At 45.7% G+C, this 25,387-nt stretch carries 28 protein-coding genes and 1 pseudogene; 5 read left to right on the top strand and 24 right to left on the bottom strand.

Features of this window, described 5'->3' with window-relative positions:
* Positions 1–4: 4 nt before the first annotated feature.
* From gatA to MKY52_RS13130, 14 genes and pseudogenes are all read right to left on the bottom strand, one after another.
* Positions 5–1,462 (bottom strand): Asp-tRNA(Asn)/Glu-tRNA(Gln) amidotransferase subunit GatA, encoded by a 1,458-nt coding sequence (gatA, locus tag MKY52_RS13195; RefSeq protein WP_341051675.1) that lies wholly within the window; start codon positions 1,460–1,462, stop codon positions 5–7.
* 27 nt (positions 1,463–1,489) lie between these two features.
* Positions 1,490–1,777 (bottom strand): Asp-tRNA(Asn)/Glu-tRNA(Gln) amidotransferase subunit GatC, encoded by a 288-nt coding sequence (gene gatC, locus MKY52_RS13190; RefSeq protein ID WP_042131015.1) that lies wholly within the window; start codon positions 1,775–1,777, stop codon positions 1,490–1,492.
* A 122-nt stretch (positions 1,778–1,899) separates the two neighbouring features.
* Entirely contained in the window at positions 1,900–2,283 is a 384-nt protein-coding gene (locus MKY52_RS13185) for a hypothetical protein (RefSeq protein WP_042131017.1), read from the bottom strand.
* A gap of 244 nt (positions 2,284–2,527) precedes the next feature.
* The gene (locus tag MKY52_RS13180; RefSeq protein WP_340972841.1) at positions 2,528–3,298 is read right to left on the bottom strand and encodes an ABC transporter permease subunit; all 771 of its coding nucleotides are present in this window, start codon (positions 3,296–3,298) and stop codon (positions 2,528–2,530) included.
* Positions 3,295–4,209, bottom strand: a complete 915-nt coding sequence (locus tag MKY52_RS13175; protein WP_339798604.1) for an ABC transporter ATP-binding protein — start codon at positions 4,207–4,209, stop codon at positions 3,295–3,297. The genes MKY52_RS13180 and MKY52_RS13175 overlap by 4 nt, the downstream gene beginning before the upstream one ends.
* The gene (locus tag MKY52_RS13170) at positions 4,209–4,400 is read right to left on the bottom strand and encodes a PLDc N-terminal domain-containing protein (RefSeq protein WP_036680175.1); all 192 of its coding nucleotides are present in this window, start codon (positions 4,398–4,400) and stop codon (positions 4,209–4,211) included. The genes MKY52_RS13175 and MKY52_RS13170 overlap by 1 nt, the downstream gene beginning before the upstream one ends.
* Before the next feature lie 52 nt (positions 4,401–4,452).
* Complete coding sequence (locus MKY52_RS13165; RefSeq protein ID WP_341051673.1) at positions 4,453–4,665, bottom strand: hypothetical protein; 213 nt, start codon at positions 4,663–4,665, stop codon at positions 4,453–4,455.
* Entirely contained in the window at positions 4,662–4,997 is a 336-nt protein-coding gene (locus MKY52_RS13160) for a YxlC family protein (protein WP_341051672.1), read from the bottom strand. Before MKY52_RS13160 ends, MKY52_RS13165 begins: the two co-directional genes overlap by 4 nt.
* Positions 4,984–5,529, bottom strand: a complete 546-nt coding sequence (gene sigY, locus MKY52_RS13155; protein ID WP_149644899.1) for an RNA polymerase sigma factor SigY — start codon at positions 5,527–5,529, stop codon at positions 4,984–4,986. The genes MKY52_RS13160 and sigY overlap by 14 nt, the downstream gene beginning before the upstream one ends.
* 75 nt (positions 5,530–5,604) lie before the next feature.
* A complete protein-coding gene (locus MKY52_RS13150) occupies positions 5,605–5,928 on the bottom strand; it encodes a hypothetical protein (protein WP_341051671.1) in 324 nt (107 codons plus the stop codon).
* A gap of 186 nt (positions 5,929–6,114) precedes the next feature.
* A complete protein-coding gene (locus MKY52_RS13145; RefSeq protein ID WP_341051669.1) occupies positions 6,115–6,744 on the bottom strand; it encodes an MBL fold metallo-hydrolase in 630 nt (209 codons plus the stop codon).
* 4 nt (positions 6,745–6,748) lie between these two features.
* Positions 6,749–7,315, bottom strand: a complete 567-nt coding sequence (locus MKY52_RS13140; protein ID WP_149644897.1) for a thioredoxin family protein — start codon at positions 7,313–7,315, stop codon at positions 6,749–6,751.
* Positions 7,312–7,926: a DedA family protein gene (locus MKY52_RS13135; RefSeq protein WP_042191826.1), complete on the bottom strand. Its 615-nt coding sequence runs from the start codon at positions 7,924–7,926 to the stop codon at positions 7,312–7,314. The genes MKY52_RS13140 and MKY52_RS13135 overlap by 4 nt, the downstream gene beginning before the upstream one ends.
* A gap of 357 nt (positions 7,927–8,283) precedes the next feature.
* Positions 8,284–9,028: pseudogene (locus MKY52_RS13130) on the bottom strand (SDR family oxidoreductase).
* A gap of 217 nt (positions 9,029–9,245) precedes the next feature.
* On the opposite strand from MKY52_RS13130, the gene MKY52_RS13125 reads away from it, so the two are divergent.
* Positions 9,246–9,584: an autorepressor SdpR family transcription factor gene (locus MKY52_RS13125; protein ID WP_341053413.1), complete on the top strand. Its 339-nt coding sequence runs from the start codon at positions 9,246–9,248 to the stop codon at positions 9,582–9,584.
* 2 nt (positions 9,585–9,586) lie between these two features.
* A complete protein-coding gene (locus MKY52_RS13120; RefSeq protein WP_341051666.1) occupies positions 9,587–10,240 on the top strand; it encodes an SdpI family protein in 654 nt (217 codons plus the stop codon).
* Here the strand turns inward: MKY52_RS13120 and MKY52_RS13115 are convergent.
* The 6 genes from MKY52_RS13115 to yyaC all read right to left on the bottom strand — a co-directional run bounded on the left by MKY52_RS13115 (position 10,229) and on the right by yyaC (position 17,136).
* Positions 10,229–12,421, bottom strand: coding sequence for an O-antigen ligase family protein (locus MKY52_RS13115; protein WP_341051665.1), 2,193 nt, complete (start codon positions 12,419–12,421; stop codon positions 10,229–10,231). The two genes, MKY52_RS13120 and MKY52_RS13115, sit on opposite strands and share 12 nt — an antisense overlap.
* Positions 12,422–12,657: 236 nt before the next feature.
* Entirely contained in the window at positions 12,658–13,848 is a 1,191-nt protein-coding gene (locus MKY52_RS13110; protein ID WP_341053412.1) for a class I SAM-dependent methyltransferase, read from the bottom strand.
* An 85-nt stretch (positions 13,849–13,933) separates the two neighbouring features.
* Positions 13,934–14,740 (bottom strand): PhzF family phenazine biosynthesis protein, encoded by an 807-nt coding sequence (locus tag MKY52_RS13105; RefSeq protein WP_340972852.1) that lies wholly within the window; start codon positions 14,738–14,740, stop codon positions 13,934–13,936.
* Positions 14,740–15,411 carry a DUF6483 family protein gene (locus tag MKY52_RS13100; protein ID WP_341051663.1) on the bottom strand — a complete coding sequence of 224 codons (672 nt, stop codon included), beginning with the start codon at positions 15,409–15,411 and terminating at the stop codon, positions 14,740–14,742. Before MKY52_RS13100 ends, MKY52_RS13105 begins: the two co-directional genes overlap by 1 nt.
* Before the next feature lie 300 nt (positions 15,412–15,711).
* A complete protein-coding gene (locus MKY52_RS13095; protein ID WP_042191837.1) occupies positions 15,712–16,518 on the bottom strand; it encodes an alpha/beta fold hydrolase in 807 nt (268 codons plus the stop codon).
* A gap of 90 nt (positions 16,519–16,608) precedes the next feature.
* Positions 16,609–17,136: a spore protease YyaC gene (gene yyaC / locus MKY52_RS13090; protein ID WP_341051661.1), complete on the bottom strand. Its 528-nt coding sequence runs from the start codon at positions 17,134–17,136 to the stop codon at positions 16,609–16,611.
* Between the two features lie 144 nt (positions 17,137–17,280).
* On the opposite strand from yyaC, the gene MKY52_RS13085 reads away from it, so the two are divergent.
* Positions 17,281–17,505 (top strand): DUF1128 domain-containing protein, encoded by a 225-nt coding sequence (locus MKY52_RS13085; protein WP_042191840.1) that lies wholly within the window; start codon positions 17,281–17,283, stop codon positions 17,503–17,505.
* Positions 17,506–17,582: 77 nt separating this feature from the next.
* On the opposite strand, the gene MKY52_RS13080 is transcribed toward MKY52_RS13085, so the two are convergent.
* The 4 genes from MKY52_RS13080 to MKY52_RS13065 form a co-directional block, all read right to left on the bottom strand.
* Positions 17,583–18,587 carry an asparaginase gene (locus MKY52_RS13080; RefSeq protein WP_341051659.1) on the bottom strand — a complete coding sequence of 335 codons (1,005 nt, stop codon included), beginning with the start codon at positions 18,585–18,587 and terminating at the stop codon, positions 17,583–17,585.
* Between the two features lie 364 nt (positions 18,588–18,951).
* Positions 18,952–19,788: a sugar ABC transporter permease gene (locus tag MKY52_RS13075; protein WP_042131038.1), complete on the bottom strand. Its 837-nt coding sequence runs from the start codon at positions 19,786–19,788 to the stop codon at positions 18,952–18,954.
* Positions 19,785–21,092: a sugar ABC transporter permease gene (locus tag MKY52_RS13070; protein ID WP_341051657.1), complete on the bottom strand. Its 1,308-nt coding sequence runs from the start codon at positions 21,090–21,092 to the stop codon at positions 19,785–19,787. The genes MKY52_RS13075 and MKY52_RS13070 overlap by 4 nt, the downstream gene beginning before the upstream one ends.
* A 19-nt stretch (positions 21,093–21,111) precedes the next feature.
* Positions 21,112–22,446, bottom strand: a complete 1,335-nt coding sequence (locus tag MKY52_RS13065) for a sugar ABC transporter substrate-binding protein (RefSeq protein WP_341051656.1) — start codon at positions 22,444–22,446, stop codon at positions 21,112–21,114.
* 453 nt (positions 22,447–22,899) lie between these two features.
* Here MKY52_RS13065 and MKY52_RS13060 point away from each other — a divergent pair, with 453 nt between their 5' ends.
* Together MKY52_RS13060 and MKY52_RS13055 are read left to right on the top strand one after the other, a co-directional pair.
* Positions 22,900–24,660 (top strand): glycoside hydrolase family 13 protein, encoded by a 1,761-nt coding sequence (locus MKY52_RS13060; RefSeq protein WP_341051653.1) that lies wholly within the window; start codon positions 22,900–22,902, stop codon positions 24,658–24,660.
* Between the two features lie 106 nt (positions 24,661–24,766).
* Positions 24,767–25,276 carry a YtxH domain-containing protein gene (locus tag MKY52_RS13055; protein WP_341051651.1) on the top strand — a complete coding sequence of 170 codons (510 nt, stop codon included), beginning with the start codon at positions 24,767–24,769 and terminating at the stop codon, positions 25,274–25,276.
* The last annotated feature ends 111 nt before the right edge of the window (positions 25,277–25,387 follow it).

Below are 25,387 nucleotides of genomic sequence, written 5' to 3'. Positions count from 1 at the left end.
TTTACTACAGCTGTGGACGCTGCTTGTGATGATCAGTATTTTGTTCAAAAGCGTGAGCAACACGCAGAATCGTACTCTCGTCAAATTCTTTACCGATAATTTGCAAACCTACTGGCATGCCTTCTGCAAAGCCACAAGGAACGCTAACGGCAGGAATACCTGCCAAGCTCACAGGAATCGTGAGAATATCGTTCAGATACATGGTCAGCGGATCTTCCGTCTGTGAACCTAATTTGAATGCTGTCGTAGGCGCTGTTGGGCCAATGACCACATCATATTTTTTAAAGATGTCATCAAAGTCCTGTTTAATCAAAGTACGCACTTTTTGTGCTTTTAAATAATAAGCATCGTAATACCCGGAGCTAAGCGCATAAGTCCCTAGCATAATACGACGTTTGACCTCAGGGCCAAAGCCGCGACTGCGGGAATTAAGATATAGATCAAGCAATCCTCCGCCTTCATCTACACGTGCACCATAACGCACACCGTCAAAACGCGCGAGGTTAGATGAAGCTTCCGAAGAGGACAGCAAATAATAAGCTGCTACTGCGTATTCCGTATGTGGTAACGAAACTTCCTCCCAGACAGCACCCATTCCTTCCAGCACCTTAAGTGCGGACAAGACTGTCTCACGCACAGAAGCATCGACACCTGCTCCCAAGTATTCCTTAGGTACAGCAATGCGAAGTCCGGAAACATCACCAGTCAGAGAACTCAAATAATCAGGAATTTCTACTTTAGCTGAAGTAGAGTCCTGGGCATCATAACCAGCAATCGCTTGAAGCACATATGCAGAATCCTCTACATTACGTGTTAATGGTCCAATCTGATCGAGTGAGGAAGCAAAGGCTACCAGTCCATAACGTGATACAAGACCATAAGTAGGTTTGAGACCTACAACACCACAATAGGAAGCAGGCTGGCGGATGGAACCCCCAGTATCCGAACCTAGTGAGAAGAACACTTCGCCTGCAGCTACTGCTGCAGCAGATCCGCCACTGGAACCGCCGGGCACACGCTCTAAATCCCAAGGATTGCGTACAGGACCAAAGCTTGAATTCTCATTAGATCCACCCATAGCGAATTCATCCATATTCAATTTACCGATCGTTACGGCATCTGACTGCTGCAGTTTAGAAGCCACAGTAGCGTTATAAATCGGCTGGAAATCTTTCAAAAATTGGCTGGCACAGGTCGTGCGTAGTCCCTTAGTTACAATATTATCCTTAATTCCGGCAGGAAGACCAAACAGCAATCCACGTGCTGCTCCAGATGCCAGTTTGTCGTCCAAAGCGCGTGCGGTGCTACGAGCGCCCTCCTCGTTCAAAGTCAAAAATGCATTTACTTTCTTATCCCGCTCAGCGATAATCGCCAGCGATTCTTCAGTCAGTTCACTGACCGACACTTCTTTAGCAGTTAACATGCGATGTACTTCAGGCAATCGATTTTGAAACAGGCTCAAGATTCTTCCCCCTTTCTAATTATGTAGTTATTCCAAAACAGCTGGAACCTTGAAATGTCCGTCTTCATCATCCGGCGCGTTAAGAAGTGCTTCCTCTTGCGTTAGGCTTTCCTTCACAACATCATCACGCATCACATTACTGACCTGCAGTACATGCGTGGTCGGCTTCACATTCTCCGTATCTAGCTCATTCAACTTCTCAGCATATTGTAAAATAGCATTCATTTGTTCTGTAAAGGTTGCCTCTTCTTCCGGGCTCAATTGCAGACGAGCCAGCTTGGCCACATGCTGCACATCTTTAACGGTAATGCTCATAAGATAAATCCCTCCTGTTTAAAGGGCTAAAGCGCCCGGATAACGTTTTTAATTATATTGTAGAAGCTTGGACAATTCAATGATGGGGTTATAACAAAAAAGCCGGCTTTCGCCGGCCTTCCTTAAATCCAAGCTCTAAGATTCACTTGTTTAATGAAATCTGCTTGGGACATGCTTTCGGTTGACGTTGTTTCCGTCTCTTCTGTATCCATATCTTCACCGTTCATCAAATGATGGAACAGCTTCTCATTGTACGTGGACAAAGCATAATCAATTAACGCTTCATGCGTTGCTCTTTCAGCCTCAGCTACTAATAAATGTTCTTCCGCCTCAATGTCTTCAGCCGGAACATAAAAGTTCCTGTTGGCCTCCGGTACACGTATAACATAGTCAAACGCATTATCGGGATTGCGGTCGTAAGCAATTAGGTAGCCGTATTCCCCGATAGGAAGACTCTGCTCAAAAGCGTCCGCAACAATGACAATCTTTTCTCCTAAACGCAGCATCGCCCTACCTCCTGACCCCAAAATCTATCATGATTTTGCTTATTTCAACAGTCTACTAAAAAAAGATAGAACTGTCTAGCGGCAGGCCGGACGATCCTGAGAATTCTACCAAGCAATAACGCCTTCGGCGTCCCCTAAGGACGATATGCGTTTATGCGAGAAATAGAAGGAAAATGTATAGTGTGAAACTTATACTTTCTTATATTTTTAAATATACTATATTCGATACAGCACAGGATAATAATCAGTCGGGAAAGTTATTCTTCCTTGTCAAAAGCGAAGCCCCAACAAGGCAAATTATGATCAATACACCGGCAGAAAGATATGGACCTGCTCTAAAGCCCTCTCCAGCTGTAAGAATTCCTGCTGACAGCCCGGAAAGTCCTGCGGGTGTCCAGTCAAACCATGTAGGCAATAAGCTTAAGCCTAATGACGAGCCAGCCATTAACGCCAGTGCTAAAAATGCGGCTACTGGAGGTTTTAAAAAGGCACTAAACAACAACGTAGCCGAGACAGCACATAATAACCATAAACTATATACTCCAGAAGCTGCGATAACATCGCCCCAAGATAGTGAACCAATCAACTGCTCCGTGTAGTAAGCCGCGCCCGCTGCACCCAATCCAAGAGCAACGATCAACAGGGTCAGCTGCGCTGCCCATTTAGCGAACACTATTGCGGCCGGAGAAACCGGCCTTACCAGAATTAATTCCATAGTTCCGCTATAGCGCTCACCAGCTAAAACATTCATCGCGCCAAGCGCCAATACTAACATTCCGATCGTTCCGTACTGTCCCAGAGATTGCGCCATCACAGCTGCGGCACTCGGTATTTCATACCCCTCTAGCAGTCCTGGGGGAACATCACCTGAAGCTTTTAATATTTCCGGCAAATAATAAGTAGTTAACGGCTGCATAATGCCTAATATGATAAAAACGACAGGTATCCAGATTAACTTATAACTGCGAGTCATTTCGAGCATTTCTTTGCGATAAAGGACCCAGGCGCTTCTCATACTCCCACCACCTTCATAAATAAATCCTCTAACGTGGAAGAACCCGCTTCAAATTGCAGCAATGGAATTTCAAGCTGCGCCGCTTCTTGCAGAATCGTCCAACGAGCCATGTCTACATCGTTCACATTAAAAATGGCCTGATCTCCGAACAACTGAGTCTCTAGTACAAACGGTTTGGCAGCAAGAGACTCCAGCCACTGAATAGCTTTTTCTTGCTTCTCCGTACGTACACGAATAACAGGAAGGCTGTATTGTGAACGAAGCTGTGATAAAGACCCCTTCTCAGCAATCAAGCCCTGATTCATTAAAATAATATCATCACAAATTTCTTCTGCATCATGCAGCACATGTGTAGAAAAAACTACCGTTGTCTCTTCACGTATTTCCCGCATCAGTCCCATTACTTCTCTGCGACCAATCGGATCAAGTGCAGATACAGGCTCATCAAGCAATAGTAGACGAGGCCGATGCACAAGCGCCTGAGCCAGACCCAGCCGCTGCTTCATCCCGCCAGAGTATCCACCAATCCGGCGACGAGCATCACCTTTAAGCCCTACACGCTCAAGCGATTCCAATGCCCTGCTGGTAGCGTCTTTAGTCCCCATCCCACTAAGCTTTGCAGCGAAAATAACATATTCATGTCCAGTCATCCACCCATAAAAAGCTGGAGACTGTGGCACATATCCTAATCCCCTGCGATATCCTGCTCCCGGACGGCTCCCCTCAAATGAAATCATTCCAGAGGTGGGTTCTAACAGCCCTGCCAGCATACGAAGTGTGGTCGTTTTCCCAGCACCGTTAGGCCCCAGTAAAGCGACGCACCGTCCTTTCTCAATTTCAAAGCTTATATCATTTACGGAAACATGCGCCCCATAGCTTTTGCGCAAATTCGTAACTTGAAGGAGTGACATCAGACATCTTTCCTTCCTATTGTGAAATAAGCTACGCTGCCTAATATATTTCCGCAAATAATGATAATAATCCACATCCATTTTGGACCACGAACGTTATCCGCTTTGGCCAGAGATATCAGTCCAATAATAGCAAGCAAAGCCTGCAGAATGATTAACGGCATGATTAAACCCCATTTTACCTCTTCCATGAAGTACCACTCCTTTTGTGTAATGAAAGGAACGAGCTCATATCCTGGACCTTCACAACTTCTTTCTCCTACGTCTTTCCGGTAGAATGACAACAAGTAAATAGACCAAAGCGGGTGAAGGAACTGTAGTTATAGCCCATAGACCCCAGAACCAGGCTTTTCTTCCGCGTCGTCTTGCGTCCCGGAATAGCAATGTCCCTTGCAGCATTAATGCTATCGCTATGCAAAACCATAACCATAGAGGCACATCCTGCAGCTCATTCATTCTTGCGCACCTTCTCTGTTCCTCCTGATCCTCGCTATTCCTAGAGCACTGAGTCCCGCAATAGGAATAATCGCTTGAATAATCCAATAGATCATCGGTGCAGAACCGAGAATGGATAGAAATACGCTGATCAGGATCATCGATATGCCCCAGAATAACAGCAGCTCTTTACGTTCCATGCTCTTTCTATGCACAGAGGCATCAACCATTAACCTCTCCAGTTCCTGTAATGAAGGTGGTGTGATGTCATTATATTGTGCATCTAACCGGTCAAGCTCATCTGAAAGCTTATGCAAATACAACTCAGGCTCCTTATCTTTATCCTTCTCCATCCTCATTCAGCTCCTTTCGTAGTTGGTTAAGTCCAAGGGATACACGCGACTTGACTGTACCTGAAGGAACTCGCAGGATTTCGCCAATTTCGTCATAACTATAGCCATAGTAATGCTTCAGTAGCACAGCCACTCTTTGCGCAGAAGGTAATCTGGAGAGGGAATCCAGCACTTCACTCCATTCTTCCCCCCTGCTCTCAAATCGCCAACGAATCGAACGGATCCCCTGTTCCTGTTGCTCCCGCTGTTTCCATTCCGCTTCACGCTTCCAGCGCCGCTTGCGATCAATGAATATTCTGGTGGCAATTGTGATTAACCAAGAGGAAAAGGAAGAAGTTCCGTTATAGGTGTTGATCTTCTCCATACATCTGACCATGGTGTCCTGTACAAGATCCTCTGCCAGCAACGGGTCCATGGTCACCTTGATTAAATATTTGAATAAAAAAGTATAGTGTTCTCGCAGCAGTGAAGACAGTGCTGAAGTATCCCCCTGCTGTGCCCGTCTGATTCTCTCCAGCGACTGATCGCTCATCTGCCCCTCCATTCAAGATTTCGTTTCTATTTGTAGTACGAATATGTATTATGAATCGTTCATTCCACTCCATAATTATTTTTTGAGATCCCACAACTTGCGCCGCCAGGGCTGAATTATCCCTTTCCTTGCCGGAAAATGCCAAAAAAGAGGCGTTCTTCTGAGCTCGCCTCCTGAAACCACTGGTACTCCCCCGTAAACCCCACAGGTCTCCTGAAGCAAGCCATTACGAAGTTCCTTATTTTCAAATTGTATGTCTCTACGTTCTATGGATGAACAAAAGCCACCCTTTCCTGAACACTCCGAAAAAAATCGGCATTTACTGCTGCAAAAATGGTTCCATTTCTCCTTGGAGTCATACCAACCGTAGTCCAGCGGGTAGTATATATTCTTCTCCATTCTACTTCCCTCCATGCTTTTAAGCCTATATGAAGACAAAAAAAAGAACGCAAACCGGGATTAATTCCGCAGTCTGCGTGCTTCGCGAGGTAAATGTTACATTTAATTAACCTCATTCTAGTCCTTTTGTAGTCTTTTGTCTATTAAAACTTCCTCGGTTTTTGTCGGTTCTACTAGAACCAACGTCTATTGAGGAACATAAGGGTTGCGAATCTTTTCAAATCCAATGGTTGTCCGTGGACCATGTCCTGGATAAACCTTTACTTCATCATCCATTTTGTATAGCTTGCCACGAATAGAATCGAACAGATCCCGTTCCCTACCACCAGGCAAATCTGTGCGTCCAACTCCCATTTTAAAGAGTACATCTCCGGAGAATAGATCATTTCCACAAAGGAAACTTACACTGCCTGGAGAGTGACCAGGTGTATGGTACACACGGAAGGTGTGTCCAATGAACTGCAGAACTTGCCCTTCTGCCAGATCATATTCCGCAGGATCTGTAGCTAGAGGAGGTGACACCTCCGACCACATTAGTGAACCGTTCAGCTTGGGGTTGCTTAGCCATTCACTTTCAAGTGGATGTAAATAAACAGGGCATTTCTTAGCTTTACGAATTTCGTCTACACCGCCCATATGATCAAAATGTGCATGCGTTAACAAAATAGCTTCGATTTCCATTCCTTCGATACTCCGCACTAATGCAGCAGGATTCATACCAGGATCTATGATGATACCCTTTGCAGGATCCGCACCTGTCAGTAAGTAGGCATTCGTTTGAAGTGGACCCAGATTAAATGAACGTATATTTAGCATCGGTTTAGAATCCGGAAATCAGACTACGCAGTTCTTTTGCGATAACTGCCTGATATTCCGTTCCTTCCCCATAGGCTTGCCCCATGGCCTTACGTGCTTCTGCAATTTTGCTGTCGTAATCAGCGGCCTCACGATCAGGATTCTCACGTTTGAACTCTCTCATTATACTCTGCACATGCTCTGGTCTAGGACCCCAATGTCCGAGCACATATCCTCCAGTGTCTGCAAAAATCACGACTGGGACAGATCTGCCACCCATGGTCAAGAAATCATCCATAAGCTCCGGATTCTCTTCCAAAATAAATACCTCTGTCTTCATTCCCGCCGTCTCCAGAATACGGAATACAGCAGGAACATTGCGTACTACGTCTCCACACCAATCTGCTGCTAGGATAAGTACCCGCAAATCGTCGCGATGGTTCAGACTTTCGAAATATTCCTTATCGCTCTCATCTTCCCAATTAAACTTCTCATACCAGGATTCAAAAGCCTGTTGATTCTTCGTCATACTTTCTACGAATTGGCGCGGTGTTAGGCCTTTTCCAAACTTTTGAGCTACATTCTGCTTCATTTTGTAGTCCCCTTTTTCTTGGATTTGTACCATTTAAACACAAAGTAAATGATGATCAGAGCGATCGCTACAAGTATAATTTCGTTGGTATACTTAGCTGCTACTTTGTCAATATCTTCCCATTTATTCCCCAAGGTCATACCCAGATATACAAACAGAGCACTCCATGGAATAACAGCAAGCGTAGTCAACAAAGTGAACTTACCTAAAGGCATTTTCGATATCCCAGCTGGAACGGAAATGGCATGACGCACAACCGGAATAAAACGAGCTGTAAAGATTACGCCAGTCCCGTATTTATTGAACCACTCTTCCGAATGGTCAATATGCTTCTTTTGAATGAAAATATATTTCCCGTATTTCTCCAAAACAGGTCTGCCACCATAACGGCCAATCCAATATACAAAAATCTGTGCAATGACTCCGCCGATCGTACCGAATAATACGGCGCCAAAAAAATTAATATCTCCACTCCATACTAAAAAGCCACCGAAAGCCAGTACAATTTCACTCGGAATAACTTCAATCATAAGTCCGATCATAATCCCAAAATAACCAAGACTCTGAATCCATTCAAACAATGTTGAGATCAGATCAGAAATAACATGCAACCGTACTCCTCCTCCCTTTTCCGCAGAATATGGCTATGTATCTAGCATAAACATCTTTGGCGTCTATTTAAAGACGCTTAGCGTTTAAGCGAGAAATATAAGAACATAAAGTATAGATGCTAAACTTTTACTTTCTTATATTTTTAAAAGCTCTGCCGCTCTGCTCTATTTTCCAGTTTCTCTTAGCCTATTCTAGCACAAGCAACCTTATCACATCTACTTACAGCGGCGAGGCCATTACCCTATATCGACCCTCTCTTAAAAAGAGTTAGAACAACCTGTATAACCAGAAAAGGTGTACACTTCCAGCAATGAAGATGGAAATGGACACCTCTTTGTCTAAAATGTAAAAGCTATTTAATAAGCGGTCCATCCGGCATCCGCCGTTATTACCGTTCCATTCACGAAGCTCGCAGCTTCTGAAGCCAGGAATAAAGCTATCGATGCGATCTCGCTACTTTCCCCTGTTCGCGGCATGGACGCCATACCATCTCCTGCCTTTTGACTACCAAAAGCACTCGGATTAGACAAATCAATATTCGTCTTTACCCCACCTGGTGCTATAGCATTACAGCGAATTCCAAGCTTCGAGTACTGATACCCTACATTTTTAGTCATACCGATGACAGCATGCTTGGAGGCAGTATAGGCCACTCCTGCACGTGATCCCTCTAAGCCGCCGATCGATGCTACATTGATGATACATCCACCTTCTTGTGCCATAAAAATCGGTAGCACCTTACGAATGGCTCTCATGGGTCCGGTGACGTTCACTGCAATTACGTCCTCCCATAAGTCGTCTGTGATTTCATGAGCCGGGGTCATTTTATCCATGATCCCCGCATTATTAACGAGAATATGAAGTCCACCAAATATCAATCATTCGTTGAGTGTCCTCTTCCTTCGAAGCGTCTGCTTTTACAGGATACACCACCCCGTTGCCATGACCTTGTTCTGCCTTCTTGGCCACCGCTTCAACATCCTCCAGATGGATGTCCGCTGCAATAACCTTAGCCCCCTGCTGGGCAAAAAGAAGAGCAATTGCTTCTCCAATCCCAGAACCCGCACCTGTAACAACTGCAACCTTATTCGTCAGCATCATATATCCTCTCCTCCGCTTCTATGTTTCGAACCATTCATCGAGTACTTGCCCACAGTTAGTATTAGCAAGGGCATAGCCTCAAACGGCGGTAAATCCAAAGATTCGGTGACAATTTCTTTCTCAATTAAAATGAGGAGAATACGCATTGACAGATAAGAATATGAATGGTTATTATATATTTAGACAATTACCTAAATATCGAAATGGTGGGTGGAATATGAATGAGTCTTTCAAAGCACTAGCTGACCCTACCCGTCGCCAAATCATTCGGTTACTAAGGGAGAAGGACCGAACCGCAGGTGAAATTGCTGATTTTTTCAACATGTCAAAACCAAGCATTTCTCACCATCTGAATGCACTGAAGCATGCCGATCTCGTACAGGATGAACGAAAAGGTCAGTTCATTATGTATTCTTTAAATACGACGGTTCTCGAAGAGGTTCTTGGCTGGTTGCTCGAGCTAACAGGTACGGGAAAGCAGACGGAGACGGAAAGCAAATCACTGGACGGAAAACAAAGCCGTCAGGATATGGATTCTGAGAAGGAGGCTGATTGAAGATGAAGGATTTTAAATGGAGATGGCAAGATACACTGATTGTGATATTAGGTTTAGCTTCATTAGCTTATGCTTTAATCAATTATGGCAAGCTGCCACAGGAGCTGCCCGCGCAGTGGGGAATTACGGGTAAAGTCAACCGGTATTGGGATAAAAACATAGCTATTTTTATGTTCGGAATCCTGGGTATTGTGCTTCCGCTGATCATGCAATTCACACGTAGCATCGATCCTAAACGGGAAAATTATAAGAAGTTCGAAAATGCCTATGCTATGAGCAGACTCGCTATTGGGGTGCTTTTTAATCTCATGCTCGTGCTCACGGTTGCTTACGGTCTGGGTAAAGATATTAATGTGGGTAAAATTGCTATAGGAGCCTTAGGAGTGATGTTTATTGCGCTCGGCAACTACATGCCACAGGTAAAAGATAATTATTTGTTCGGTGTTCGCACAGCATGGACGCTCTCTAGCCCAGAGGTGTGGCGAAAAACACATCGTCTTTCCGGAAGAATGTGGATGATCGGCGGGTTGCTTATTTTTGGGGGAGCCTTTTTGAGCGGCGTCTTGTCTCAGACCCTTATTATTACAGCTCTTGTGCTTGTTATTCTCGTTCCTGTTCTATACTCTTGGATCATTTCACGTCAGTTAAAATCGTGAAGCCAATACACTAAGCCGTCGACTCAGGTCGTCGGCTTGTTCTGTTATTTGGAACTTCCGGTCATTATGCTGCTCACCTTTACTTCCCTCGTATTCTGCCAGCACTCTATACTCCCGCAGAAGCTCGTTCCCTGAGGCAATACAGCTTATGGCCTCCATTCGATTCCCTTCCGCTAACTTTTTCCGGCCCATCATAAGCATGCCTTCAATCCCTTTGACCCACTTAACAGAGTTGTATTTATCAAGCTGAATACTTCGACGTATCCAATATAATGCAGCTCCTGGATCATCACTGTACATCCATCGTCTAGCCATTTCCCAGTTTAAACTTGCATTCTCCGGAGAATATTGCAAACTCTGCTGGAGTATACTCACGCTTTGTTCACCCGTAAGTAGCCTGGATAATGCTACAGCTGTTTTGGGAGACCGGGGATTCCACGCTAGTGATTGCTCTAGCAAACCTACCTTCACCGAGGGATCAACCGTCTGAACTGCTTGCCGGTAGTACCTCTCTCCTTGTGCGGCCTGAAGGGACAATACAGATAGCATGAGACAAAGGCAGCAGGCGACAGTGATAAATAGTCGGCGGGGATATGGGGGTGATAGATTCAAGGAAGTCGAGTGAGTTATTAGCGGGTTCGCGGATGCGAAATGTGTGGTGAGCAAACTTATGGACGTAAAGCGGGTATTCGCAGATTGATGTTTCTGCTCATATTCAGACAGGGCAAGTGCTGGCAGCCAAAAAAGCAGCAGCCAGATTAATCCGTAGCTCCAGTCAAAATCGACTGCGCTATGCATAACGATAACCAAAAATGGCGGCAGCAGACACGGCGATCTCTTAGCCAGCAGCCAGCCTGCTGCTAGCAGCATAAGCAGTATGGCTGCCAGGCCGACAAATCCTAGGTTCAACAGGATGTCGAGATAACCGTTATGCACTTGGCTGCCAACATAAGGGCGAGATTGGGCGGCGAGGTATGAACTCCGCCAAGTCTCGCCCCCGCGCCCCAGCCAAGGTGCCTCTACCGCCAGCCGCCAGGCGTCACGGTAGAACAGACCACGCGCGGATACCGTCGATGACGGTCCGGTGATCCGCTCGCGCACGTGCAGGAGGACGGCGGTGCCCGCCGCCGTCCAACCTGCTGCCGCCAATGCTAGCATGGCGGCTCGGGCAATGCCCGCCGCGCTGCGCTGGCGGCGGCACAGCCATAGGCCGGCTAGCAACGCGCCGGCCCAAAGACCGGCCAGCAACAGCAGGCCGGGCAAAGGCTCTACCGCCAACCCGGCACGGGCCAGTTGGCGGTAGAGCAGCGCCGCGGCGACCACGGGCGCGGCGCCAGCGGCAAGAAGCGGCGCGATGAGCTGCCGCTTCCAGAGCAAGACGGCGGCGCAGGCGCAAGCCGCCGTCAGCCACGCGCCGCGCGACTCGCTGAGGAGCAGCGCGGCGGCGTACGGGAACAGCGGCAGCAAGCGCAGCAGCGCGGCGGCCGTGCTTCCCGCTTCTCGCCGCTCCAATCTATCGCATCCATCCACACTCTTCTGAGGTCCTTCATAATAAGCAGCGACAGCAAACAGCCGCTCCAATAGAAAAACAGCCATCACAGCACCAAAGGCATTAGGATATTCCATCACCCCCGCTAATCTGGCACCTGTAATGCTTACTTCCGATGAATTGCTGTAGGCTATAGCGAAAGGTAACTCTACCACCCCGCACACTGCCAGCAAAGCACTTATGCTTAAGAATATGCCCAAAATAGACCACGCAGCAATGATAAGCTGACGCCCCACCCGATTCAACGCGCAAAAACAAACCAAAAATGCAAAGCTAGCATACAAGCCCCACCGTAATATTTCATTCATTGTGCCCTGTGCCGAAAGAGGTTCCCTTAACCACTGAATCAGATAGAGTGATAGAACTAGCAAAGGCGCGATCAACATTATTTTCACAGCTCTGAGTACTCCACTCGTTCCCCCTGCACTACTTCTCCACTTACCCACTCCAGTGTACAAATAAAGCAGGACCGAAGAGCACATCACAAACCATAAGGTAAGAAAAGGATACATCTCCTCTGTAAAAAAGAATCCTCGCAGCAAACATGCTCCAACTCCAGCTGTGATTACTAAGGCTGCACTAAAGTATACGATTATTGAATCCAATCTCCGTTCACTGTTAACGCTCCCCATTTAGATACCCCTGTATTCGTTAAGTTATCTCTATCCTTTCCACATTTCCCCTCCGCAAAACTAGAATGCAAAAAGGACGATACCTCTCCACGAAGGAGCTGTACCGTCCCAATTCTCATCAAAAAAGCTTGATAGTTGCAAAGAGTGCAACTAATTCACAGTAAAGCAACCTCAGAGCGTATTTAGCTGCACAAAATACAACTAAAGCAACTTACCGCTCCTAAAATGCCGTGCTATTATCCCTCCACCAAACTTTCACTCGGAAGCAGGTCAGCACATACGCGCTCAAGGTAAGGTTTCGCCCCTATAAAATCACGGAATGCGGTGTATTCATGCCATTTGACGGAGTTATCACCACCCGAGCTTTTAACGGCGCGGATTAAAATATTCTTCGGTGTATTCTCCAGGTCGATAAATTCCAGCAGCTGGCTGCTATAACCCATCATATCGAGCAATTTGGCACGGATAGCATCCGTAGCCAAGGCAGAGAAACGTTCCTTAAGTATCCCATGTGAAAGCATCGGACTCATTACTTCATTCTCAATCTGCGCGAACAATTCATGCTGACAGCAAGGCACAGACAAAATGACGGAGGCGCCCCAACGTACTGCTTTTTCGAGTGCAGCATCTGTAGCTGTGTCACAAGCATGAAGCGTTATAACCATATCTACCTGATCCAGCTCATCGTACTCGGCAATGTCACCCACAAGGAACTTCAGGTGATCATAACCGATTTTCGCAGCAAGCTCATTACAATGCTCAATTACATCCGCTTTCAAATCAAGTCCAATAATATTAAGCTCCCGCTTCTTGCGGACGGTCAGATAGTGATAAAGAGCAAAGGTCAAATACGATTTACCACATCCAAAATCAACAATCGTTAATGGCCGTCCCGTTGGCAGATCGGCAAGCACATCCTCAACCATCTCCAAAAAACGGTTGATCTGCCGGAACTTATCGTATCGCTTGGCCAGCACTTTTCCTTCTCTGTTCATTATGCCAAGCTCCACAAGAAATGGCACAGGTTCTCCATCCTCCAGCACATAACGCTTGCGGCGGTTGTGTGCCAGATCCGGCTCTTCTTTTTTACTTGGAGACTTGGTAAGGATGGATACTTTGAATTTCTTGCTAATCAGCACCTGATAATCCGCTTCCACCGTGCATAACAAGCCTTGGCGATATGATTCTCTAAATAAAAGAGTCATGTCCTCCGCTGCTAATTCTGCCGGTACGTTGCGATGTTCAACCTTTGTACCAATATAGGACGCAAACTGATAATGCAACTTACCTTTTAGTTCGACAGGTTTAATCTGTACCTTCGTACAGGTCTCCCCTTTGTTACGTACTTGGCTTAAGGTAGCCATAATCAAGGTACGGTCATTAATCAGTTGTTCAATAAGAGCTTTTAAAGATTCCACAACGCACATCTCACTTTCGGGATTAAAAATGGAGAATCTATGTCTCCTAACCATCATCGTTCCATTATATCACGGCTCTACAAGAGGTAGCCTATCAGGGCTTCACATGCAGCTCTCCACTAACAATAGTTATTGCCCGGCCAGACATCTTAATCTGATCTTTGCTTACCTCAAGTTGAAGTAAGCCTCCTCGTTCGGAAGCTTGATAAGCGGTCAACTGCGTACGGTTAAGTCGACTAGCCCAGAAAGGTGCTAGCGCAGTATGCGCTGAGCCTGTGACCGGATCCTCATTTACCCCCATCTTCGGTGCAAAGAACCGTGACACACAATCAATGCCTTCGATGGAGCTTTCTGCAGTAACCGCAAAGGCTCGCTCTTCAAGCCGGGATAAAGCCCCGAAGTCTGGACTAAGTTCGCGAACTAGGGATTCCTGATCGAGCCGTACAAGTACATTGTCAGCATAGAGCATAGTTTCTACCACATTTGCTTCTGTAATACCAAGTGCTTCTATAAGAGCCGGAATTGTAGGAGAAGACTTAAGCTCATAAGGCGGGAAGTACAGTGAGATGAGGTCATCCGCACGAGAAGCTCTAAGCAACCCACTGCGTGTATAAAATCTAGCTTCCACCTCTGGATCCAGCAATCCCACCTCCCATAATATATGTGCACTCGCTAGAGTAGCATGGCCACATAAATTAACCTCAACCTTGGGCGTGAACCAGCGCAGACGATATCCATCATTCTCCGGCCAGAGAAATGCCGTCTCTGACAAGTTCATTTCTGCTGCTGTCTTAAGCATAAATGCCTCGTCGACTGGATGCTTCAGCAAGCATACTGCTGCCGGGTTTCCTGAATATGCTTTTCCTGCAAAGGCATCGATAATAAATAAAGGGGTATTCATTAGGCTTCCGACTCCCTCCGAACTTCTGTGATCCGGCGCCACTCTTTCCATCCTTGTTCCACTTCATGGATAGGAAGCGAGCCTTGTTCCAATTCTTCTGGCGATTTAAGCAGCAGCCGTCTGTACAATTCATCACCTTCCAGTGAGACATCTTCTCCCTGCTCCCATAGTCGATACAGACTGTCCTCCGCTTTACTATAATGTCCGATTGACTCCATATAATCTAGAAGCAGCCGTTCCGTCTTGGCTGGAAGCCGATACGCTTTGACTTCCTCCAGAAGTTCATTAATATCCTCCGTCATCTGCAGCATTTCTCGATCAGCGCCGCGCAAATCTGCGTACAAATATAAATGCAGCGATCTCATACTTCTGAATAGTGCCGCGTCATGATCGCCATTTGCAGCATAAATGCTGCCCTCTTCCTTAAGCAGCCTAGCTACACCTTGAAGCTTATCTGACTCCAATACACCGTTAAACCGGAACATATCTATAATATCTTCTACAGATAGTGAATTTAAAAGACGTGAGTTCAGCGGAAAATGTCGGTTCAATAGCTCATCAATTTCCCATAAGGCTTCCGTTGTCTTTCGCTCTTGCTTCAGCGTTAGAACCTTGGCAACCATCGCCGTCATATCTTCGATCATTCGGACAATATAGTCTCTTCGGAACATGAACTTCCCCCTTTTCCATACTGTAACTGTGAAGCTTTTGTATCTAGGTATTATATGTGTTTTATTCATTTATCTTAAACCATTGCACTACGCTATGCCACTAAAGCAATTCCGGGAAAAATAATGACTAGAATCCTTCTACTTATTGACATTAAATGCCTTTCCTCATTGGCGGCGTAACAACCATAGCTATCTTTGCCGGATTGGGAATCCGCAAGTTTCAATAGGCTCCTAAAAAAGAGGCAGCCCACGCGTTACTTTGACGCGGAGCTGCCTCTTTTTGAATTATTATTTCAGCGATCACGAATGGCTGTTAATACTAACCGTAGCTTGGGTGAATTCCTTGATAACCTCAGCTAACCGTTCAGGAGCTTCAAAGAGGCTCATGTGGCCCGCTCCAGAAATCGTAGCTTGCGTTATATTTGGTTTATCCGAAGTAAAGGTGCGCTCCGCAGGAATCAGTTCATCCTGCTCGCCAGCAACAAGTAGTACCGGCAACGTGGTAGCTGTGATCACATCACGCCGATCCGGACGCTCGCGCATCGCCAGTGCAGCTCCCGCTGCTCCTTGTGGAGGCGTTTTGTAACCAATTTCTTTAGCTCGCTCCAGCAGCTGCGGTGATGCAGAAGCGGTTGCTTTAGCAAAAATTCCTGGGACGAAGCTATCCACAAAAGGAGTAATGCCTTCATTTTGAATCCTGCTGACACTTTTCAATCGATTCTCCCGAGCTTCTTCACTATCCGGATATGCAGTAGAATGGATTAATCCGAAGCCCTTCAATCGAGAGGCATACCGCTGCGCGAACGAAAGTGTAATATACCCACCAAGAGAATGTCCCAGCATGGTGCATTCAGAAATTTCTAGTGTATCTAACAAGCCCAGAACATCGTCTGCCATTTGTTCAATAGTATAGGGGCCTAGTGGAGCCTCTGAAGCTCCATGACCACGTAAATCGGGAGCAATCACTCGGTAGTCGCTGCTTAAGATGGGAATGATTTGTTCCCAGTATTCAGCACTTCCACAAAAGCCATGCAGTAATACAATAACCTCGCCTTTCCCCTGATCACTGTAGCAAATATTGCTTCCGTCACAACGTACTCTTTCCATGGCTGCTTCCCTCTTTCCAAAATACTAAGATATATTAACTAATATCTATTATTAAGCAAAACAGCTCTCCTTGAAACCGGCATCCTATTCTTAACGCCCAATTCCAAACCCTTTTGCTGCTGCGGCGGCAATTTGTTCAGCCATAACCATAACTCTATGTAGTGGAGTCGTCTGCAGCGTCCGATAGGGCTTGGGACCGTTGATATCTACAATCGCCGCCAAGCTATAATGCCCCACTGCAGGAAGGCATACCCCCACCGATTGTGCTGGCTGAAGCGGCTCATTCGAAACGAAGTAATATCCAAGAGCTATTGGAGGTCCTAGGCAAGCATCCACAGCAATAATGATATGCTCAGATGGAATCTCAGCGACTCTGGCCACCAAATTATCTGCATCGCAAGGAGATGGCAACGTACCGATTACGTGCGGAAAGCCATATTCCAGAAGTTTGCTGCCTGTTAGTGGACCGAGAGCATCACCTGTAGATCGATCCGTTCCGATACACAGAAAGGTAACTTTCTTAGCTGAATGCAGCGCTGCAATATCCATAAAAAAGGACACCAATCCTACATCGTCCATTTTGCTTCGTTTACCGCTTCCCTGTTCTCTAATTGCCAATACCTTTCCTCCCTTCGATGATATTTTTGATTTCATGCCTTTAATTTAACATGATTTCTGTGAGCTCGACAAAAAAATGGTGATCAAGCTCACAATCATGGTAAAATACATGAATCAGTGTACAGAAAGGATGTTAATAACCCTATGGATTTAACACAACCTAGTCAGGAAAATGTTGAATATATGATCGAGGCCATCAAGAACAAACTGAAGATGGCAAGTGCTGCTGCAATGCAAGCCTCCGCTTTTTCAGTAGATAAATATGAAGATATCTTCGATGTCTATGAGGTAGCCATGGGCAGCGATAGACTCAGTATTTCTCAGGTAGAAGCGCTCGTCTCCGAACTCGGCCGTCTACGTCAGAAATAATTGTTCTTCGTTTACAAAAGGAGCCCCTCGCTGCGAATCCGAGATGGATGCGCAGCGAGGGGCTCCTTTTTAAGTTCCTATTTCATGAAATGAAGCTGAAATTCTGTATCTGCATGACCTACCCGTGTACCACCATCATTGTAGATCACACCTGAAAATGTATTACGCAGCTTTTCCAAAGTATTTTTCTGAGTGTATCCAATCTGATTTAAAATCCCCTGTACAATAAGTCCCCACTCTTCTTCTGATCCATCCAGAATCTTGAAGGCAATGCCCAGTCGCTCGCGGCGCAACCCGAAGCAATATACGCCTTTAAATCCACCCTTAGCAATAATATTTTCATCTTCCAAAAGGATTGAATCAAGGCGTCCAGACCCAGAAACCATCTCCGGATGAGCATTCATGGCCGCAGTGATCGTAGTGACCGCTCTACGAGTTGCCTCGTCAGCAATTAAATCAGGATTGGCTAATTTCAAATACGCAGTCGCCAAGGCTGTCAAAGGCATGGCAAATACCGGCAGACCGCATCCATCCGTACCTAGACCAATACTGTCTGGTGCTACACCAGCCATATAAGCAATCGTATCTATAATTTCACGCTGAACCGTTTGCTCCGGCTGAGAGTATTCTTCAAGTGGTAGTCCTTTGAGCTTACTATACGATAAAATCCCCATGTGCTTGCCCGCACAGTTATGATAGAACTTTCTTTTGCCCGCGCCGCGAATGGCATTCTCTCTACTCGTATAATCCAGTGGATAGCTAGTGGCACATATCATTTGTTGCTCATCGATTCCAATCTTGGTGGAAATACTCTCTAGCGCGGCAACATGGTAGCTCTCTCCTCGGTGAGAAGCAGTCATTAGGGCAACCTCTGCGGGTGTAAAACCATAATGCTCCACGATTCCTCCACGAATGCCTGGGATAGCCTGAAGTGGCTTGGCCGCAGAACGGGTAAAGGATACAAACTCAGGATCACCTGCATAGCCCTTTACGTTCCCGTTTTCTCCTACGATAGCAATATGTCCGCTATGGACACATTCCAGCAAATCTGACCGATATTCTCGTACTAATACTGTTTCCATGGTAACTCTCCTCTTTTCTCTTTGCTGCTCTATAACTCACAAGGATTTATTAGGATTCTACATTTAATAAATGCTAGAAAATAACCCCGTGCTCCGGGGATTTTTTGTACATCACAAACTCCCTTAAGTGTTAGTTCCATGAGGAATTCTACTCCTATTTTCATCATTCTTCAATCCTCTCCACACCAAGAAGATTTTAGAAACCACACAAAAACAATTCCATCAGCAATAAATCCTGAATGACAGGAACATAAATGAAGCTTTTAAATTAAAAAACCACTTCCGCCTCAGATTCTTGCTCTTCTGAAAAGGAAGTGGTTTTTATAGAATTCAGTACTGCTGTAGAGTGGGAGCGCAAATCGAATTAACCCTTACTTGCACCCGCGGTCAGACCGTCCACCAGGAAACGCTGAAGGAAAATGAACAGTAGCGTGACCGGGAGAGCAACCAGCACAGCTCCGGCGGCGAACAATGTGAATTCGGTCGAATTGCTTTGATTCACCATCCGGAAAAGCCCGACAGCGAGCGTTCTCGTCTCTTCCGTACGCAATACAAGGTCCGCGAATATGAAATCCACAAAGCAGCCATTAAATATCATAAGACTGGCATAGGTAAGCATCGGTTTGGACAGCGGGATCATTATAGATAGAAAAACTTTCATATGACTCGCCCCGTCCATCCGCGCAGCATCTTCCAGACTTTTAGGAATAGTATCAAAAAAACCTTTAGCCACAAACACATTGGTGATAATGGCGCCACTGCTGTATACAAGCACAAGTGCCCAATGGGAATTCAGTAGCCCAAGCGTGTTCAGCAGCACATAAACTGCAATCATAGCCATGAATCCCGGAAACATTTGCAGAACTAGAAGCGCGGTCAGTGTCGTTTTTCTGCCCGTGAACCGATAGCGAGAGATGGCATACGAAGTCAACAGCAGCAGAAAAGTGCCAAGTAGCGTAGACAGCGCTGCAACCTTTAGTGTATTCATGAACCAAATCAAATATTTAGTTTGCTCAAACAGTTCCTTGTAATGAATGAACGTGAAATTTTTAGGAATCAACGAGTCGCTGAACAAACTGTTTCCCGTCTTGAATGAAGACATAATAATCCAAAACGCTGGAAAAAGACTAATAAAACTGAGCACAATCAGTAGCAAATGGCTTCCAATCGTTTTAAACGCTTCTGTCAGTTTTGGCTTCATGCAATCATATCCTCCTCTTTGTAGGATCGCGTTCGGCGGTAGCTCCAGATGGAGAAGGTCGCGACCAGCAGGAAGATGACAATCCCGATTACGGAAGCAAAGCTGTATTGCGATTGGTTAAGCGCCAGTTTGTAGAGCCAAGTCACCAGCAGATCGGTATGGCCCGCGTACTGGTAATTCGGATTAACCGGTTCTCCGTTGGTCATCAGGTAAATGACGTTAAAGCTATTAATGTTACCGGCAAACTGCATGATCAGGATTGGAGCGGTCGCGAACAGCACCATAGGCAGTGTAACCATGCGGAATTTGTAGAATGCCCCAGCTCCGTCTACTTCAGCAGCTTCGTACATATCCCTTGGAATCGTGGTCAGTACCCCAAAGGCCAGAATCATAGTAACCGGAATTCCGATCCACATATTAGCCAGAATTACGGTGACCTTTGCCCAGAAAGGATTAGTCAGCCAGGCCACCCCCTCCAATCCCAAAGCTCTTACATAACTATTGATCGGTCCGAACTGATTATTGAACATATTACGCATGACGAGCAGAGAAATCATATTAGGAATAGCAAAGGGAACGATCAGCAGTGTACGCCAAAGCTTTTTCCACCGAACACGGGGCTGGTGAATAAGTACAGCGATGAGCACACCTCCAATGTAAGTCGTCGCAGTAGCAATAATCGCCCAGATCAGTGTCCAAGTCAGCACTCCGCCGAAGGTTGAACTCCATACATCCAAACTTAGCATTTTATTAAAATTACCGAACCCCACCCATTCTACTAGATGCGCAGGCGGTAAAATCGGGTCGGCATAGTTCGTAAACGCCAGTAGCACCGAAAAAACAAGCGGCAATATCGTCAGAAAAACCACTGCCACAAAAGGAATCGCTAGTACAAGATAGGCGAAGTTTCTACGCCCCATATGTCTGAGCGATTCACCGAATGAATGAATGGGCTCATTCCGTTCCCGCGCAGCTCCAACTAGAAAGGCATCCCTGATATTCAGTAAATGAAAAGCTGTATAAAACAGCAGCGCCAGCAATGACATCAGACCATTGATCATCATAAAAATGGAGTGATCGCCCTCTACCATCCGGGTTAATTTACCTACCTTGACCATACGGCTTGGAAATTCACCAAGTGTGATCAACCCCCGCAAATACCCCATTAGATCATGAGCAATAAAATAGATTCCAGCAGACCCCACCAGCAGGAATACTAATCCTTTCAGCCACTGTCGATTGAAGAACTGGCCCAGTCCCGGAATAATAGCCGAGAGTAGCGCTGCACCTGTTTTTTTGTGCATAGCTCAAATCACCTGTCCTTTACTTCGAATCCAGATCGGCCTGAATCGTTGATACAGTCTTATCGAGCGTCTGCTTAACATCAAGACCCGGATCGTTCCACAGGGATACAAATGCTGCCTTTAGCGGTTCCCAGACGGATTTGATTTCCGATAGGGAAGGCATCGGCACGGAGTGTTGGAATTGCTCGAAGAATCCACTTATAATCGGATCATCTTTGATTACCGGCGCTTCTCCGGCTTCAATGTTCGCAGGAATCGCACCCGTCATTTCAAAGTTCTTGAGCTGATTCTCCTTGCTGCTTGCAAAATGTGCGAACAGGCGAGCTGCGACCGGATATACCGTATAGGAATTGACATAATACGATTTAACTCCGGAAAAAGAAATGCTGTCTTGACCGTCAGGTCCCTTCGGAAGAGGTGCCACTCCAAGGTTGATATGATCCTTGAACACGGCTATGGACCATGGCCCGTCGATGTTCATTGCCAGCTTGCCTTCCTGAAACAATTGGGTTTTAACGTCATAGGTGATATCTCCTGCATTCAATGGCAGAATTCCTTTTAAGCTCTGGAGAAAAGTAAATCCTTTGACGGTGCCTTCATTATTCAAGCCGATATCCTTGACATTCGTATTGTTGTCACCGTAAATGTATCCGCCGAAGCTGCCAATGAATGGATAGCTGTAATACCCGACGAATTCCCACATGATCGCAAATTTGTTCTCTTTCGGCTTATTGTACGTATTGGCAAAAGCGATCACATCATCCCAGGTTTTTGGAGCTTCGGTTATCAGATCCTTGTTGTAGAACAGCGCATAGGTCTCCACCGATTTAGGATAACCGTACAGGATACCGTCATAAGTCGATGCCTGAATAGCTGTCTCCACCATAGTTGATTTCGTTTCTTCCTCAAACACATCATTTGGCAAAAGCAATCCCGCTTTGACAGCCTGACCGATCTGATCATGCGGGAGAGTCAACACATCGGCGGCTAGTTTGGACGGGCCATCTGTCGCCAACCTTGTTCCCTGATCGCCGCCCGCCATTTCCTCAACCGTGACAGGAACGCCGTATTCTTTTTCGAATTCAGCGGCTACCTGCTTCATGTACTCAACCTGCTCCTTGGCTTCCCAGACCGTTAATTCGGCCCCAGCTTCCGGTTTCAGCTCCTCTTCGGCGGGATTCGTCTCATTTGTAGTTCCCCCCGGCTCGTTCACTGTGGAATTCGGGCTTGAATTCGGCTGAGCCGTAGAGTTCCCATTGCCTGAACCGCAAGCCGTAACGGTCAATGCCAACAACAGACTTAGGGTCAAACTAAATGATACCGCTTGCATTTTAGATCGTTTACTCTTCTTCATTTGCTCATCTCCCCTTTATTCATAAGTGATCAGACCTAACACGCATAGAAAAAGAGCATGCAAAAAAGGTACAACCTCATTTGCACAAAGTGCCGAGGTTGTACCTTTTAGGTAACAGTGCCTTTAATTTGTTTGCGTATTAAGAAAAATCAAGTTCGTTCGCCCTCATTCTATAATACCCATAATTTGGATTGCAATCAGAGTATAGATCCAAATGAGACGATTTAATAGCAATTTTCTTATTTTTCCTTATATTCTCTCCTTTTTTCAACTACATACTAAATATTCCATATTGTGAATTCATGTGAAATAATCTCTTGCTTTAATCTTGAGGGGTATGATAAGATTCAGACAAAATTTAAAGGCAATGAAACCGCCAAGGGTTCAACCTCTGATTATCATGAGGTTGGCCCTTTTTTGCGTTTACATGCCGCGAAGGGATGGAAATTGATTATGATTCAACAAGAAGCCGTTTATCATCGCATGGGGCAGAATTGGTCATATGCCTACGATGAGTCTACACTGCATATTCGCATAAGAACTAAACGGGATAACGTGTCAAAGATTGATCTTTTTTGCGGAGATAAATACGGTTGGGACAATACCCATGAGGTTATTCCCATGCAGCACATGGCTTCTGACAGCTTATTCGATTATTGGCAGGCTGCAGTCCGTCCTGTTTATCGCAGACTCACTTACTATTTTGCACTTTATAACAAAGATGAGGTCCTTTATTTTTTGGAAAAAGGCTTCTTCTCAGAGCCTCCAGTCATAATATATGAGGGCCTATTCGACTTTCCTTTCTTGAACCGTGAAGATGTACACTCCCCTCCAGCATGGGTGAAGGAAGCAGTATTCTATCAAATTTTTCCGGAGCGTTTCGCAAATGGCGACCCTACTAACGATCCGGCAGATGTGCTAGATTGGGGCGGTACTCCGAGTCCCCGGAATTTCTTCGGAGGAGACTTGCAAGGTGTACTGGATCATTTGGATTATCTCTGTGAATTGGGCATTACTGCTATCTATTTCAATCCTCTGTTTGAGGCAACCACCAATCATAAATATGATATAAAGGATTATTTCTTGGTGGACCCTCATTTGGGAACCAACGCATTGCTAAAAGAACTTGTGGACACCTGTCATTCCAAAGGTATCCGCGTCATTCTAGACGGTGTCTTTAATCATTGCGGCTATACCTTTCCACCATTTGTTGATCTGCTCACCAACGGGCGCTCTTCCCGTTATGCCGATTGGTTTCATGTGCGTGAGTGGCCACCACAAGTCATCGACGGAATTCCCACCTATGACACATTTGCATTCGAGCCTATCATGCCAAAATTCAACACTGAGAATCCTGAAGTCAGAGATTATCTGTTGAACGTTGGTCGTTATTGGATTGAGGAAATCGGTGTAGACGGCTGGCGGCTTGATGTCGCGAATGAAGTCTCTCATACGTTCTGGCGACAATTCCGTAATACGATCAAAAGCATTAATCCAGAAGCCTATCTTGTAGGCGAAATTATGCATGATTCCTTGCCGTGGCTACTTGGCGATCAATTTGACGCCGTTATGAATTACCCACTAACCAATATTCAGATTAATTTCTTCGCTCACGGACAAATCAATGCTGCACAATTCTCTCTAGCGATTGCTACTATGCTAGCGAATTACCCGCAGCAAATTACAGAAGCCACCTTTAATCTATTAGACAGCCATGACACAACTCGTTTCCTGACCCTTTGCGGTGGTGACATCCGGAGATTAAAACTGGCCGTTTTGTTCCAAATGACCTTTCAGGGAGCACCATGTATTTACTATGGCGATGAAATCGGTATGGAAGGCAAATATGACCCAGATAATCGTAAATGTATGGAGTGGGACATCCAGAAACAGAACAGGGAACTGTTCGAATACTATCGCTGGACGATCGGTCTTCGTAAGTCACATACTGCATTCCGTAGTAGCGGCTTTAAATCGCTGGAGATCCCGGACCACCCAAGGCTGCTTGTATATGAACGGTGGGACGAACATAACCGCTTCTTAATCGCGCTCAACAATGAAGAGATGTTAGTCGACGCCACCATTCCTGTGCCCGGGATGGAAGCTATATGGGTAAACCTAGAGACACAGAAGCGAACAGAAAAATGCAAATCATTACTACATCTGAATCTGCCCGAATTCGGCTATGCGGTATTCCAAGCTGTTAATAAATAGTCCCTAATAAGAGTCCCTCACCACCTACGCCTTGCTCATCAATTGTTTCAGCCTATACGTCAAAGTTTAAATACGAAGTAAGATAACTTATAAGGAGTGATTGGTGATGAGTAACGTAGAACATAAAGTAGAGCATGAAGTAGAAAACGGAAGCAACTTTTTCAAAGGCATCTTTATTGGTAGCTTAATAGGTGCTGCAGCAGCCCTGTTATTTGCACCAAAGCCTGGTCGTGAAATGCGCAGTGATCTGTCCGATAAACTTACGCTTGCTACTGACAAAACCAAAGAAGTTGCTGGTGTCGTAACTGATAAGACCAAAGCCATTGCCACAACGGTAGGTGAAAAAGCAACCGATCTGGCTAGTACGGTTTCAGTCAAAGCCTCTGATATTTACACTACTGTCAGTGACAGCAAGCAGCAAATTGCCGCTACCCTTCAAGACGCAGGCAGCAAAATTAGTGACACTGTAAGCGAAGCCTCAAATAATGTAGCCTCTGATGTTAAAGACGCTTCTAAAGAAGTGGCTGACGAAGCCAAAGCATCCTCTAAAGAAGTCGCCGATGAGGCTAAAGATGCGAAAGAGGATGTTAAATCCTCCTATAAATCCAGTTACTAATCTGCGGCATAATACAGCTATCATTTCATCCGACAACAGCCAGCTGTCCGCAGCTGGCTGTTGTTTAGTTATACCCTAATAAAGTTTCATCTGATTGAATAGATCCTTAAT

The organism is Paenibacillus sp. FSL P4-0184, from assembly GCF_038004625.1.
Taxonomy (GTDB): Bacteria; Bacillota; Bacilli; order Paenibacillales; family Paenibacillaceae; genus Paenibacillus_AQ.
Note: the sequence above shows the minus strand (reverse complement) of the source record. Positions and strands in the feature narration are given on the sequence as shown.

Bases quoted from the DNA above. Each gene is read 5' to 3' on its own strand.
- MKY52_RS13070 (WP_341051657.1), bottom strand. From the start codon at position 21,092: ATGCACAAAAAAACAGGTGCAGCGCTACTCTCGGCTATTATTCCGGGA.
- MKY52_RS13175 (WP_339798604.1), bottom strand. From the start codon at position 4,209: ATGTCACTCCTTCAAGTTACGAATTTGCGCAAAAGCTATGGGGCGCAT.
- MKY52_RS13095 (WP_042191837.1), bottom strand. From the start codon at position 16,518: ATGGAAAGAGTACGTTGTGACGGAAGCAATATTTGCTACAGTGATCAG.
- MKY52_RS13120 (WP_341051666.1), top strand. From the start codon at position 9,587: ATGAAGGATTTTAAATGGAGATGGCAAGATACACTGATTGTGATATTA.
- MKY52_RS13145 (WP_341051669.1), bottom strand. From the start codon at position 6,744: ATGCTAAATATACGTTCATTTAATCTGGGTCCACTTCAAACGAATGCC.
- MKY52_RS13055 (WP_341051651.1), top strand. From the start codon at position 24,767: ATGAGTAACGTAGAACATAAAGTAGAGCATGAAGTAGAAAACGGAAGC.
- MKY52_RS13115 (WP_341051665.1), bottom strand. From the start codon at position 12,421: ATGGGGAGCGTTAACAGTGAACGGAGATTGGATTCAATAATCGTATAC.
- MKY52_RS13140 (WP_149644897.1), bottom strand. From the start codon at position 7,315: ATGAAGCAGAATGTAGCTCAAAAGTTTGGAAAAGGCCTAACACCGCGC.
- MKY52_RS13105 (WP_340972852.1), bottom strand. From the start codon at position 14,740: ATGAATACCCCTTTATTTATTATCGATGCCTTTGCAGGAAAAGCATAT.
- MKY52_RS13180 (WP_340972841.1), bottom strand. From the start codon at position 3,298: ATGAGAAGCGCCTGGGTCCTTTATCGCAAAGAAATGCTCGAAATGACT.
- MKY52_RS13085 (WP_042191840.1), top strand. From the start codon at position 17,281: ATGGATTTAACACAACCTAGTCAGGAAAATGTTGAATATATGATCGAG.
- MKY52_RS13160 (WP_341051672.1), bottom strand. From the start codon at position 4,997: ATGGAGAAGGATAAAGATAAGGAGCCTGAGTTGTATTTGCATAAGCTT.
- MKY52_RS13125 (WP_341053413.1), top strand. From the start codon at position 9,246: ATGAATGAGTCTTTCAAAGCACTAGCTGACCCTACCCGTCGCCAAATC.
- MKY52_RS13110 (WP_341053412.1), bottom strand. From the start codon at position 13,848: ATGTGCGTTGTGGAATCTTTAAAAGCTCTTATTGAACAACTGATTAAT.
- MKY52_RS13165 (WP_341051673.1), bottom strand. From the start codon at position 4,665: ATGAATGAGCTGCAGGATGTGCCTCTATGGTTATGGTTTTGCATAGCG.
- gatC (WP_042131015.1), bottom strand. From the start codon at position 1,777: ATGAGCATTACCGTTAAAGATGTGCAGCATGTGGCCAAGCTGGCTCGT.
- MKY52_RS13080 (WP_341051659.1), bottom strand. From the start codon at position 18,587: ATGGAAACAGTATTAGTACGAGAATATCGGTCAGATTTGCTGGAATGT.
- MKY52_RS13150 (WP_341051671.1), bottom strand. From the start codon at position 5,928: ATGGAGAAGAATATATACTACCCGCTGGACTACGGTTGGTATGACTCC.
- MKY52_RS13075 (WP_042131038.1), bottom strand. From the start codon at position 19,788: ATGAAGCCAAAACTGACAGAAGCGTTTAAAACGATTGGAAGCCATTTG.
- MKY52_RS13065 (WP_341051656.1), bottom strand. From the start codon at position 22,446: ATGAAGAAGAGTAAACGATCTAAAATGCAAGCGGTATCATTTAGTTTG.
- MKY52_RS13185 (WP_042131017.1), bottom strand. From the start codon at position 2,283: ATGCTGCGTTTAGGAGAAAAGATTGTCATTGTTGCGGACGCTTTTGAG.
- MKY52_RS13100 (WP_341051663.1), bottom strand. From the start codon at position 15,411: ATGTTCCGAAGAGACTATATTGTCCGAATGATCGAAGATATGACGGCG.
- sigY (WP_149644899.1), bottom strand. From the start codon at position 5,529: ATGAGCGATCAGTCGCTGGAGAGAATCAGACGGGCACAGCAGGGGGAT.
- MKY52_RS13060 (WP_341051653.1), top strand. From the start codon at position 22,900: ATGATTCAACAAGAAGCCGTTTATCATCGCATGGGGCAGAATTGGTCA.
- MKY52_RS13170 (WP_036680175.1), bottom strand. From the start codon at position 4,400: ATGGAAGAGGTAAAATGGGGTTTAATCATGCCGTTAATCATTCTGCAG.